The organism is Paraglaciecola sp., from assembly GCF_039942875.1.
Taxonomy (GTDB): domain Bacteria; phylum Pseudomonadota; class Gammaproteobacteria; order Enterobacterales; family Alteromonadaceae; genus Paraglaciecola.
Window position 1 is genome coordinate 136,748 of sequence record NZ_JBDVBQ010000009.1, and the last position, 13,326, is coordinate 150,073.

11 protein-coding genes and 1 pseudogene are annotated in these 13,326 nt (G+C 37.0%); 5 read left to right on the forward strand and 7 right to left on the reverse strand.

Features of this window, described 5'->3' with window-relative positions:
- Nucleotides 1–488: 488 nt before the first annotated feature.
- On the forward strand, nt 489–2,387 hold the full coding sequence (locus ABJE44_RS02770; RefSeq protein ID WP_348120628.1) for an EAL domain-containing protein: 1,899 nt from the start codon (nt 489–491) through the stop codon (nt 2,385–2,387).
- Between the two features lie 44 nt (nt 2,388–2,431).
- On the opposite strand, the gene ABJE44_RS02775 is transcribed toward ABJE44_RS02770, so the two are convergent.
- Nucleotides 2,432–3,325: an alpha/beta fold hydrolase gene (locus ABJE44_RS02775; RefSeq protein WP_348113452.1), complete on the reverse strand. Its 894-nt coding sequence runs from the start codon at nt 3,323–3,325 to the stop codon at nt 2,432–2,434.
- A 248-nt stretch (nt 3,326–3,573) separates the two neighbouring features.
- Entirely contained in the window at nt 3,574–4,809 is a 1,236-nt protein-coding gene (locus tag ABJE44_RS02780) for a hypothetical protein (protein WP_348113453.1), read from the reverse strand.
- A gap of 587 nt (nt 4,810–5,396) precedes the next feature.
- Between ABJE44_RS02780 and ABJE44_RS02785 the strand changes: the two genes are divergently transcribed.
- The 4 genes from ABJE44_RS02785 to ABJE44_RS02800 all read left to right on the forward strand — a co-directional run bounded on the left by ABJE44_RS02785 (nt 5,397) and on the right by ABJE44_RS02800 (nt 8,664).
- A complete protein-coding gene (locus tag ABJE44_RS02785; RefSeq protein WP_348113454.1) occupies nt 5,397–6,176 on the forward strand; it encodes a rhamnogalacturonan acetylesterase in 780 nt (259 codons plus the stop codon).
- Between the two features lie 667 nt (nt 6,177–6,843).
- On the forward strand, nt 6,844–7,050 hold the full coding sequence (locus ABJE44_RS02790; RefSeq protein WP_348113455.1) for a hypothetical protein: 207 nt from the start codon (nt 6,844–6,846) through the stop codon (nt 7,048–7,050).
- The gene (locus ABJE44_RS02795; RefSeq protein ID WP_348113456.1) at nt 7,047–8,327 is read left to right on the forward strand and encodes a relaxase/mobilization nuclease domain-containing protein; all 1,281 of its coding nucleotides are present in this window, start codon (nt 7,047–7,049) and stop codon (nt 8,325–8,327) included. Before ABJE44_RS02790 ends, ABJE44_RS02795 begins: the two co-directional genes overlap by 4 nt.
- A 76-nt stretch (nt 8,328–8,403) precedes the next feature.
- Complete coding sequence (locus ABJE44_RS02800; protein WP_348113457.1) at nt 8,404–8,664, forward strand: hypothetical protein; 261 nt, start codon at nt 8,404–8,406, stop codon at nt 8,662–8,664.
- On the opposite strand, the gene ABJE44_RS02805 is transcribed toward ABJE44_RS02800, so the two are convergent.
- From ABJE44_RS02805 to ABJE44_RS02825, 5 genes and pseudogenes are all read right to left on the reverse strand, one after another.
- Nucleotides 8,606–10,330 carry a hypothetical protein gene (locus tag ABJE44_RS02805; RefSeq protein WP_348113458.1) on the reverse strand — a complete coding sequence of 575 codons (1,725 nt, stop codon included), beginning with the start codon at nt 10,328–10,330 and terminating at the stop codon, nt 8,606–8,608. The two genes, ABJE44_RS02800 and ABJE44_RS02805, sit on opposite strands and share 59 nt — an antisense overlap.
- Before the next feature lie 195 nt (nt 10,331–10,525).
- A complete protein-coding gene (locus tag ABJE44_RS02810; RefSeq protein WP_348113459.1) occupies nt 10,526–11,632 on the reverse strand; it encodes a hypothetical protein in 1,107 nt (368 codons plus the stop codon).
- 4 nt (nt 11,633–11,636) lie between these two features.
- Complete coding sequence (locus ABJE44_RS02815; protein WP_348113460.1) at nt 11,637–11,921, reverse strand: hypothetical protein; 285 nt, start codon at nt 11,919–11,921, stop codon at nt 11,637–11,639.
- Nucleotides 11,922–12,699: 778 nt separating this feature from the next.
- Nucleotides 12,700–12,969, reverse strand: coding sequence for a hypothetical protein (locus ABJE44_RS02820; RefSeq protein ID WP_348113461.1), 270 nt, complete (start codon nt 12,967–12,969; stop codon nt 12,700–12,702).
- Nucleotides 12,966–13,326 (reverse strand): annotated as a pseudogene (locus ABJE44_RS02825) (integrase core domain-containing protein); the annotation flags it as partial. The gene ABJE44_RS02820 and the pseudogene ABJE44_RS02825, both read right to left, overlap by 4 nt.

Here is a 13,326-nt window from a genome sequence, read left to right on the forward strand (position 1 = left end):
TAGAAAGTCACAAGACTGCGAATAATAAGGGGGGTCCTACGCTATTAAATAAAAAGGAAGACGATTTAGCATTTTTAAAGTGGAGCCTAGTTTCATCTAAATCAACTCTAGGCTTATTGAGTCAACTGTAATTAGCTCTTCTCTATGCAGACTAACATTAGATTACAGACCAGTTATCCAACTCAAAGTCAAACCTAACACTTTATCCATAATAGTGTCAGTATCTACTTGATTAGTTAATGGGCAACTGTACTCACTTACAAAATTTAGCATGTTGTGATCCGCTTCAAGTTAATGATGAAATATTACGTTAATTTTACCCGAACGAAGAAGACAATTAGCGATAACATTTATATGACATTAAAATCATACTAGCCATTCATAGAGTATCTACAAATAAACATCTGTATTAACGTGAAGTTATGTCTGCATTGTAGTTTATCTGCAGTTAATGTAACTTTCGCTCACTTATTAAGATGTAATAAAAAATGACTTCTCACATCAGTATTAAAAGATGCAAACAGAATATCACTAACGATAAAGATGTCTTGGGCGGTATTCAACGCGAAAGGCTCATGCAGATATGTATAGTCACTTCCATAGGTTTACTTGTGTCAATTACAGCTGCACGGAATATTACATCTGTGATTTTTGCTATTGGGTTTGCCTGCTTACTAATATCTTTTACTTTTGCTTACAAGCAAAAAATAATGGCATCTGCGTACATATTACTTAGCTCCTTGGCTACTATGCTATTTACTCTAGCCATAACGGGTGCAGGCTTACTTGATTTAGCTATTCTCGGATACCCTAGCCTACTTATACTTTCTGCAATCTTAGGTGGTGTCGGACTGTTTTTATCACTACTCACATTAACCATATCCCTATGTATATTATTAGCTTGGTTAACCTTTAATGGCATAATTACCCCACATGTGCCTAGTTTAAGCTGGTCTCACCTGATTTTTATACTCGTTATTTTTATTGTGACGGGCTTTAGCGTTTACGTATTGGTTCGAGACATAAAGCGTTTAATGTTGTCGTTACATAAAGAAAATACCAAGGTTCAGCAAAGCCAACTAAAAATTCAGCATTTAGCTCATCATGACTCTTTAACTAACCTGCCCAACCGTTTTTATGGTGAAGTTTTATTTAACCAATCTTTAGAAAAGTGCCTTAAAAATCAACAAAAACTCGCTTTACTATTCCTCGATTTAGATAACTTTAAACCCGTTAATGATGTTTTAGGACATGCCGCCGGAGATCAGTTATTAGCTGAGTTAGCTCAACGATTATCAAAGACAATGGAACCAGATCAGCATCTAATCCGATTTGGTGGGGACGAATTTCTGATATTAGTTCCTCACAAAAATGGTTTACCCTACCTCACTAAATTAGCAAAAGATTTGATAACCGTAAGCTCTGTTGTATTTGACATCCAACATAATCAAGTAAGCGTTTCTGCCTCATTAGGGATAGCGTGTACCTCGCAAGATGGCACTTTATTTAAACAACTTTGCCGCAAGGCTGATATCGCAATGTATAAAGCTAAAGAAGCAGGGAGAAGCACTTTTCATTTTTACGACAATAGCATGGACAAAGCTAGTGATAACAAATTTAAGTTATTACAAACACTGCGTCCTGCTATTAATCAGAATCAATTTAGTCTTTATTACCAACCAATTATAGATATTAAAAGTGGTGATGTGGTAACGGTTGAGGCTCTATTACGTTGGCCACAAGCTGATGGAAGTTTGATTACCCCTGAACAATTCATTCCACTTGCAGAAAGCAGTGGTTTGATTAACGAACTTGGTGCTTGGGTTATAAAAGAAGCCTGTAGATTTTGTGCTAGGCAAAGGAAGCAAGGTCACCCTGAACTAAGGGTCGCAATTAATCTCTCCGTGATTCAATTTAGAGATGGATATTTACAAAATACAATTGAAAATGCATTGCAAGATGCTAATTTGCCCCCAAAAGCTTTAGAGTTAGAACTAACCGAGTCATTGTTAATAAATGATAAAAATCAGATAGAAAAACAACTCAATGAATTAAGTCAACTGGGAGCATCAATTGCCATTGATGATTTTGGAACGGGTTATTCAAACCTAGGTTATTTGAGAGAATTTAACGCTAGTAAACTCAAGATTGACCGTTCATTCATTACCCCACTTAATAACAATAATCATGATGACTCAATTGTTAAAGCAATAATCAACATGGCAAGTAGTTTGGGATTACAAACGGTTGCAGAGGGTATTGAAGATGAAGCAACCCTCAATAAGTTAATTACATTAGGTTGTGATTTTGGACAAGGCTATTATTGGTCTAAACCAATTTCTGAAGATGACTTATCAGAGTATTTAACAAACCATAACTTGCTTTGAAAACAATCAATAGCCCTATTAACTTGACCTACTCTTAGGTAAAGCTAGTCCAAAGACTTCAAACTGGTTATCCAACTCAAAGTCAAACCTAACACTTTATCCTTTTGACTGTTTTCGGGGTCAAAAACATCAAATACATGGTCTGCACCATCCAAATAATAGGCATCTTCTGTTACTGCCTTACTTGCTTCAAAAATAGTCTTTTCATGGGCAGGTAGATAATCATCAGATCCTCTGATTGCTAACAAATGTCCTTCAAACTCACCTAAGTTACGAATAGGGTTATAGCCCAACATCCCAATTACGTGTTGTCGAGTAAAGGTTAAATCTGCCCAAGCTTCCTTAAGTACACTTTCACCTTCATCAATTGCACCTCTAACCGCTGCGTAGTAACTAGGTTGCGTAACAATTTCATTAGGATTTAAAGCACTAGACCATAGCACTACTCCCTCAAAGGTTTTAGGATGACGGCTAACTAACTCCATAGCCGTTGCACCTCCAAGGCTAAAACCAACTACCACTAAGGGTAATGTAGGATACTGCTTCTTTAGATATGCTAAGGCAGCCTCTGTATCCTCCATTCTACTTTTAAACGTACTCGTTAAAGTAAAGTTACTTTTTTCTCGCTCTGCTTCTCCCTGCACATCAAACCGCAATGAAGCTATACAACTTCCTCTTAATTGCGCAGATAAATCTTTGTATAAATCACCCACTTCATCTTTTTGGCCAACCCAACCATGGATCAACAAAACCGCTGATTTAGCCTTACATTTTGGTTGTTCAATTGTTGCCGATGAGCCAGTATTTAAAACAAAATCTTTAGTGATCCCAGAAGATGGCTCAGTAGCTGAGTGTATGGCCTCCTTAGGTGCGGCACAACTTGAAAACACAATACTCAGACTAAGCCCTGCTAATAAAGCATTATAAAATTTACTCATTTTCATAGTTACCCTTTTATTTTTATTATTTAATCTCAGTTTTGGATAGGACCTATCGAAAACTATTTTCGAATTGATAACTCAAGTGAAATTTGAACTTATGAGTTCAATAACTGTAAGGATAAAATCAGAAGCCTATGTCGCTATGAGGGTGCTCTGAGTGTTGCTAATTATTATCCCCCAACATAGTGTAACGCATACAGCGGCAAAAAAGCCATCTCGCCGCTGTGACTTATCCGGTAAGATTGTTATTTGGTAAAACCCGTCAGTACAAATTTTTGTACTCTTCGGCCTGTATTTACTTCAGATGTATACAGATTACCTTCGCTGTCTACCACCACACTATGTAACCAAGTAAACTGTCCTGGATAGCGACCCGGTCTACCAAAACTCCCTAAGACTTCGTAGGTGTCATGCCACAATACCCATATGCGCCCATTCATCATATCAGCCACATACATGTATTTGTTATCCGGTGAAAAATCTACATCGGTAGCACTGCCAACTCCGCCGGTATCTTTAGCTATAATCACTTCTTGTAAAAATTCAACTTTTCCTGACTCATTCATTTTAAATACTTGTAGACGATTGTTTTTTCTATCGCATACATAAATTCTGCCATCATCTGACTGCACCACACAGTGTACAATGTCACCAAAATTTTCTGCTGTAACGCTATTTTTATCAGCACTTGCTACAGCTTGAGATACATCAAATGCGCCATCACGGGTACCACCACCAGGCAAGCCAGCATACGCTCCCCAAAGTTGCTCAAAAGTATCCTCTTTAGAATCAAAAGCCGTCACTCGCTTATTTATGTAACCATCTGCAATAAGGACTCTATTAGATTCAGTATCATGAAAAATATCAGCAGGATTTCCTAAAGTACTTTCACTTAAATTACCGCCAGTCTCACCACGGCGACCAAATTGACGTATGAACTCCCCCTTCTGGGTATAATTAAGCACCACATGATCACCTTTACCATTTCCACCTAACCATACCGTATCTTCATCATCCACATACAAACCATGGACAGTAGATGGCCATTGACTTTGCCCATCAATAACAGGAGCTTTATCTGGACCGCCCCAAGCATTTAATAGTTGTCCATCAGGTGAAAACTGCAACACATGAGGTGCTGCCTCACAACAAAGACCGGAGTTATTCGTTAGGCCTAGGTCAATTCTGCTTAAAGAGTTAGGGCGATGTAACACCCACACATTATCGTGCTTATCTAATGCCAAGCCAGGCACTTGCCCTATCAGCCAAGTAGCCGGCATGTCTGGCCATCCTGCATCAACCTTGAATTGTGGCACAGCATGACTCACGTCTTCTATAGGATAACTCTCAACAGAAGTTAAGCTAGACTGCTCATTCACCTTCACTTTAGTGGTTTCAGCCAAAGTTTCAGCACTATAAAGTGAAAACATGAAAAACCCGAATACTCGGATATTAATTGATAAACTTTGAACAGCAAACATACTTAAACACTCCTGATTATTTAATTGACTAAAAATCAATCTCATTACAAATTCAAGAATATTACAGCAGGTTTTAGATTACATCGCCTATAAGTTAATCTGAGATGAGTTACACATAATAAAAGTTGAGCTTATTTGTTACTTAAATTTAGACACTAACGATTTTTGCACTTTCAAAAATTCAAAATTAACGCTCTATCTCAAATCAAAATGTAAAGATATAAAGTTCCTAAACTCCCTGCCAATTTATAGTATTATCAAGTTAGAACTTAAGTAAATTCTTATTTAAAAACATTGTTAATGTTATTCATACAACAAAGCGCTAGTGATATGTAGTTGCTCAATAAGAGTGAGTGCTGAGGCATTAGAAATAAAGCACAAATGGTGCTCGAAGGATTCAACCTAAACACTTTTATTTTTTGTTGCTAATTTTTAACTTAGCCCACTATGCCTAAAATCAAGACCGCGATTAAAAAACGTTTATATTGAACAAAATACAAACCCCAAAGGTCAATAACCCATAAAGTAACGATTAAATAATTTATAAACAGATAGTCTGTTTTTCACTAAACTAAGAGCTCAGCTTAATGCATTACTTCAAATTTTTAGCCTCAATAGTATTTTTAAATTTTACAAACATTGCTTTAGCTGAGAAAAAGCCTCAATTGTTTATGGCAGGAGACTCTACTATGGCAATTAAGCGCTCTTTAGACTACCCAGAAACGGGTTGGGGAGAGCCTTTCCAGTATTTTTTTTCTGACAATATATTAGTTAGAAATTTAGCTGCTAATGGTCGAAGTACTCGAACATTTATTTCTGAAGGTATATGGCAATCAATAATAGATAATTTACAACCGGGTGATTTTGTTATCATTCAATTTGGTCATAACGACGAGGTACTAAAAAAAACAAAAAGTTACACCACTGAGCAACAATTTATGAATAACTTAACTACTATGATTGAACAAGTTCGTAATAAAGGAGGTTCACCTTTATTATTGTCCTCAATTACCCGCCGTAGTTTTGATAGAAAAACCCCTGAAAAGATCAAAAATACACATCAATATTCCCCTTTAGTTGAGCAAGTTGCAAAGAAAACTAAAGTGAGTTTCATTGACATGGATAAAATATCCAGAAAACATTTTGAAACTATGGGCAATGAATTATCTAAGCTACGCTTTATGCACATAAAACCTAACTTGCACCCCAATTACCCTAATGGAGTTACAGATAACACCCATCTAAATCAATTAGGGGCAAGAGAAGTCGCTCAACTTGTATTACTATCTTTAAAAACACAAAAACATCCTTTAACGCAATATATTGTAAAAGCAGACCCAAAACATTTAAGCTTTAAGTATCGTTAAAGTGATATTAAGCCTTGTAATTGTTACTTTAACACTACAATTTCATTAGCATTAAAGGAAAAGTCAAAGCATTCTTAAGCGGGGAAGAATTGAATTGGTCGACCTCGATGGAAATTCTTTGAACCAATTGTTCGACACGCTTGCTGATTGGAATAGCTATTTAGAAGTCGAATGTCCAGAAATATATAAAGTAATAAATGATGGTTTAACCCCTTCTTAGTATTAGCTCAAACAGGATTTTTCTGTTGGCAATCCGCGCTTGAATCTCTGGCGGCTAAGCGAGGGGGTTAAAATACATTTATTGTGGCGGATCTAATCAACCATGCGGTAAATTGGAACTATCATTAATATTGATTTTAAGGGGATCCGATGCCCCCGAAGAAACTAGAACTTATGACTAAACTATCTTTTAAAAAACGAACGCGTTTCCCAATTTTCACTACGCCCTCCCCTATCATGCTTGATAAAAGGAGAGCTATTCATGACAATTTTAAAGACAGGTTCAGGCAAAAAACCACCAGCCCCATTATCTGTGAGCTTTAGCGAAGACGAGCTTTGTTTATTAGAATAATTAGCAACGTTAGCAGATTTACCGCTAAGCACCTTTGTTCGTAAAGTTACACTAGCACAAAAAATAAAAAGGCGAAGAAACAACCAAGGACTAACAATGGAGGATCAAAAATCCCTATTGAAAATTTACGATGCACTGCGTAAATCTGGCCTTGTCAAAATATTCAACGACATTGCCAATACGTTAAATAATGGTTTTGCATCAGAGAATGCGGTTGAAAAATCGGCACTACTAAATGCGTGCGCAGATATCAATACCCTTCGTAATTTATTAGAAAAGGTTTTGAGTTTTACTAAGTCTTGATTATTAAAGCGTCACAGCGTGCCAATGGTAACGAGTTAGCACGTCATCTCCTCAATGAAGTCGAAAATGAGTTTGTAATTGTGCATAAAGTCTCAGGCTTTATGGCTAACAACTTACCAGATGCTTTTCGAGAGTCTTATCTATTCAGCCAAGCAACAAAATGCAAGCAGCATCTTTTCTCGGTCAGCTATAGCCCGCCAGTTGGCGAAGAAGTTACAACTGAACAATTTGAAGAAGCAATCAGTCAAAGCGCTGATATCATGGGGTTAAAGAACCAACCATACGTTATTGTATTCCATGAAAAAAATGCTCGGCGTCATGCTCACGCAGTGTGGTGCCGTATCGATCCTGAAAACATGAAAGCTGTTCACCTGCCATATTACAAAAACAAAATGGCTGAGTTATCCAAATCACTCTATCTTAAACACAACTGGCAATTACCAAAGGGACATTTAGCACAAGCGAAACGCAACCCTCTTAATTTCTCACCAAGCGAATGGCAACAGGCCAAACGCCTTGATATTGACCCGCGCATAATGAAACAAGCTCTACAAAACTGTTGGCATAATGCAAAAAATAAGCAGGCTTTTGAAACCGCTCTCTCCAATCATGGGTATCGACTTGCTCAAGGAGATAGACGTAGCTATGTAGCAGTGGATTGGCGCGGAGAAGTCCTATCACTTTCACGCTGGCTCAAAGTAAAGAAGAGGGAGCTGAAAATGCAGGTTGGTAATTACGAATACCTACCAACCATAGAGACCGTTAAAGCAAATATTGACAAACAACTGACACAAAATGTAGAGCAGTTTGATAAACAAATCCGCCGCTTTTACAAAGGTCGTTTTACGCCACTTATCAACGCTAAAGAAAATATGATAACGCGCCATAACACGCAAAGAGAGGATTTAAGTAAGAAACAAGAACAACGTCAAAAATTAGAGCAAAGCCGCCGTTTATCAAATCATGCAAAAGGATGGCGGGGTATATGGAACCACGTTACAGGCCGATACAAACACATAGAAAAGCAAAACCAACAAGAGGCATTGGTGTCGCATAAGCGAGACCAAGAAATGCGTGACCACCTTATATTTAAGCAAATATCAGAGCGACATAAGCTACAAACTCGATTTGACCAGCTCAAAACGTCACAGCAACGTGATTTGCAAGAAATGCGACAGGCTGTATTTTCAAAGTTGCCCAAAGAAAAAATTGCGCATCTAGAGCGCAAATTTAGCGCTGAGCCTCAGCACAACCAATCATGGAATGTAGAAGTTTAGGCTTACGTAAATTTTTTAATTGACAGTATCAAAGTAAAGCTGCTACCTGATATTCATAACAAAGGAAAGTAAACTAATGTTTAAATCAAAACTCACCGAGAAGTTTGATAAGACAGTTCAAAAAGAAAAACCCTCACAAGATACAAATTTAGAAAATACAATTGGCTTCTTGTTCTTTACTTTTCCAACACTAATACTTCCTTTGCTAGCTGCGGTAACGTATCCATTTACAAGCAATGACACAGAAGCATTACAACAGCCAGAAGCCGAAAAGGTTGTCACTGTTGATCAATCTGCATCCTATACCTGTAACCCTCAAGACACTCACTACTTATAAGCTCCACTCGGATTCCTTTTTTATCATCTATCCACTGGTGTAAACACGACCGTCTCGGTTTAGGCAATATTCCAGTTACGGCTTCTTGTAGATCCGCAGGAAGCATTGCACACAAATTAGCATGACTACATTTATACTCTCCCGCAATAATAAATGCAGTTACATCAATGTCATCATGATTTTTTTGAAATACATTAAGCATAGACATTGGCGAATACTTAAAAACGGCAGGCGCTTCATTACCTTTACTATTAAATTTCAATTCAATTTGATCGCATCCTGCTAAGTACAATATTGAATCTTGAGAGTTTACTAATCTGTTTTCTAATTCTTCAAATGAGCTTCTCCAAGTATTCCAATACAACGTATCTTCTTTTTCGTAATGCTCATCGTTGATATAAAACTCTTCTAAAATTTGTTGATACATGAGACGAGAGCTGTAGTCTCCAGCGCCAACATTTTCAGAGCACACTACAAACTGGACGTTTTGATAAGCCTCCTTCGACAAGACGTGCTTTAAAACGGCCCTTACGGCTCTGCTATAAGAGGAAATAACTACGTATAAATTTCCTTTTCGCTCTTCGTTAATATGCTTCGTATAAACCGCTTCAAACTTTCTAGCGAACTCTTGTCCTATTTCTCGCCTTTGTAACATAACAAAGTCGTCAGCTTCCTGATGCCATTCGTCAAAACTTTTTAAGTAAGGTCCTGCCGTTTTTTTTGAATGCTCTTCATCAAGAGTTGATAAATACCAATCACTTAAACACTTTATTCTATTAACAAGTTTTTCTTCATCTTCAGGTGTAGGGTCTTCTATTCGAAGAAAATAAGTTATAGCCAAGCCAATTGCTTTATGTGCAGAAGAGCCAGTTCGATGAGTCTTTTGAAGGTCGATGATCAGACGTAAATCTCTTAAAGTGTGAATATTACAACGTTCATTTTCTACAAATTTTATTAGTTGCCTTGTAGCTCCAGAAACTGAGCGCGTTTGAAAAATTAGAGAAATATTATCCAAATTTATATCACTATGCATTAAAGCCCATAGATGATTTTTAGATTCTTCAAAATACCTTTTGATAGCCTTCGCATCTTTATTTGCGCTATTACTAAGAGTAGCATCACCAATTTTCTCAGCATTTTTAACAAGATTTTCCAAATCAACTAACTTATTGCACCTATTAACGAATAAGCTACCGCTAAATTTTAAAAAGTCGTCTGATAACTCCCTCGGCGTTACTTTTAACCTCTCTGAAAGTACCACTTTTAATTCATCACAGATACGAATTGAATCCTTCATACGTTGAACAGCTAAACCTACTTCTTCCCCTTTACCAATATACCGATAGACGTACTCCACAACACGATACGCCTCATACGCACTATTCTTAATAAGTTCACTATCAGTGATTTTTCCACCTGAAATTATCTGAGAAAATTCCATAGCATTAACTCTTGATAGATTAAAGGCAAAGTAAGGGGATAGAAAAATGAAGATAAATAAATAAAATGCGATATCTCGTAGTGCGTAATCATCTTCAAAGTAAAGATAGACCATACCAAAAACTGCAATAAGAAGACTAATAATGGCAAGGAATCTTTCAGAGCTTATAAATATTGAGTTCCGAATTATTCTCAATTGAGTCAAATAATGGCTGATAGGGGTCAAAAACAAATACAACCAGTCTCTAACTCCCCTCTTCCCGCGGAGATAAGGTGCTATTGAATCTGCCAGAATTTTGTAGAAAAACTTTAACTGTTTAGATATTTCAGATAGTACTTTCCCAATTAGTACCGATAATGATTCTAAAAAATTCAGTATTAAATCAATAATAATCTTTTCTCCAGGTTTCCAAAGCCAGAATTAATCTGAACCGTTTATTTCAAACTTACTACCAACAAATAGACTAAATTTAGATCCCTCATCTCCCGTATCATGGTCAAAGCGAACACCAGCTGTTAAATTACCTTCTGTGTTTCCAAGGAAATAAACTGGCAGAGAGAACGACTGTTCATCATCTTCAAAATCATAAGTTAGCTTTGGCGCTATAGCTAAATCTAAACCTTTAAATTTCTTCCTAAATGCAACTGAAATATTTCTATTCGTGTCATTCTCTGGTGCGCCTAGACTGGATTCTGCGCAGGAAATAAAGGACGCGCTAGTTAAATCAGTAGTTGGACAACGGGTCTCGCTTTTTTGTGCCTTGAATCCACGTTGGTAAGCCAGCTCTATAGTAATCCAGACTGATTCAGGTATTACGTATGAGTAATAAACACTCCCCCCCCATGGATTCTCTGTCTCTTCCAGAATATCGATTTCATCTGTATTAAAGTATTTATACTCTTGACGTCCATACGACATTGTTGCTCCCCAGAAAGTAAATGGTGTCTTAATATATTCATCTATTACTTTCTGTACCTCACGATTTTCCGCATCTGGCAATATCCCTTCTTTATATTTGGCAACTAAACTATCTGGATTAGTTACACAATATTTTTCCTTTTCTTCTTTTATAGCTTCCTCTGTCTCTTTGCTTGCTTCGAATTTAAAAGCTTCTGGCTTAGCCAAACATTGCTCAATAACGTTAAATCGCTGACTGGGTTTTAATGAAATATTTGGAGCATTATATTTTCTATAATTAATCTTCAACGTTGTTGAATTTGCAAAAGAATCTGTCTCTGAATCATACAGATCATTTGGGTCTGAAGTATCATTTAGAGGTGCTGACAAAGTTAGAGAAAAGTTGCTCATTTTACTGAATGGCTTAAACACAATATCAGCCGTTTTCTTTGTTTCACCAGCAGTGATTTCAAACCTACTAGTCATAGAGGAACTGCTGCTAGCCAAGTCATTCCCTGCATTAGACTTTGCTAAACTTAATTGATCATTCTCAAACTTGCTTTTTGCATGTGATGTGGAAATAGCAGTAACCAACAAAAAAATAGTTATTAATAGGTAATATATATTCATAAGCCTAAACTACCACCTTAGCAACAATATCGTCATAACCATTATCAAGTGTTATTTCACTTGTAGGGTATTGAGTAGTCGTTGCACCACTGATCTCAATTTTATATTTCTGGTCATCGTCTCCATACACTACAATACCAATATAGTATTTAGTGCCCTCCTTTAAAGAGAAAGTAACACTCTTAATATCTTTTCCATATTGTGTAACAACACCTGTCTCCCCGTGTTCTAATTCGAATTTACCAAGCAAGTTATTGTTACCTGTAATTTTTGCTGTTACTTCTTTCATTATTCCTCCTAAAACTAGCCATGCTAAATGGTTCGAACTATAAATGAGCCGACTACATCTGTTATTACGATGACATTACATGTGTCTGTAGTGCCATAGATTTGCTCCAAGTAGTCTTGTTATGTTGATAACGTCATACACAAAAACCTTCATACCTTCAGGCATTCTGATTTCGTAATAATTTGGTAACTTTTGGCTGTTCTGGATAAAGTCTTTAACATTGACATCAGGTGTAACGCGGTCACGCGGAGTAACAAAAGCAGCAAATGAACATATGTGAAACATCATTGCGAGAAGAGAAATGTAATACTTCATCTGTGAGTCCTTAAACCGTTATTATATTGCTGCGCCCTTATGAGACGACTACAGGTGTATCCTTTACCTGTGCAACAACGGTAAAACTTCTCCCATGCACTATTGAAAATTATCCAAAATATCTCAAAAAGTAAACCAGTAGAATTAAAAAACTCTCAAAACAAACGCAATTGCTCTTCGATAATTCGTTTTCTCCGTTGCTGTTCATTGAGTGATGCATCATCTAGAACTTTTGCAACATATCTGGGCAAGCCTCCAACTGTGTTGATCACATAAATATTAGCAATATGACCTAACCCCTTTTGAATTTGCCAGGAAGCAAATAACTCTCATCAACTTTAATACGCATTCGAAATAAAGAATCAAACCCATTATAAAAGTAGCGCTCGCTCGTAGTAACAATCACGTGCTTGTTGTTCCACTTAGATTTAAAAATAGCTTTCATGCTCTCCCCCTCCCTAAATCATATCTTTTGCAATGCTTTGGCGTTTAGGTTTAACAGGTGTGGTACTACCGTAAGTCCCTCGAATATCATCCATTGAAAACGCACCGCGACTGGCACTTTTCCAGTTTTCAGGACGGAAATACCAAGACTTCTTGAAGCAAACTTAAAGCCTGTCTCTTTGAGTACGGTTTTATACTTGAAAGTATCACCAGACACCCACAGCCATGCGCCGCAGATTTCAATGGTTAAGCCCTCTAGGTCAATAATGGCGTTAAGTGTAGTGGTCAAGTCTTTTTGGCCAAAGGTTTAGAATATTTCCAGTATCTCATTTCCGATTCATTTGGCGTTAAATCACCGTTATATGAATGCGGCCTTAGCTCGCTGTAATATCAAATTATATAATCAGTAATACTGTTTTTTGCTTCGTTAAAACTTTTGAAGCCAGTTGTTGGTATCCATTCCGTTTTTAAACTTCTAAAAAATCTTTCCATTGGCGCATTATCCCAACAATTACCTCGTCTGCTCATACTTTGAGTTAACCGATAACGCCATATATGCTGCCTAAATTGACGGCTTGTATAATGACTCCCCTGATCGCTATGGAACATGACATTTTTAGGCCTACCACGACTTTCAAAAGCCATT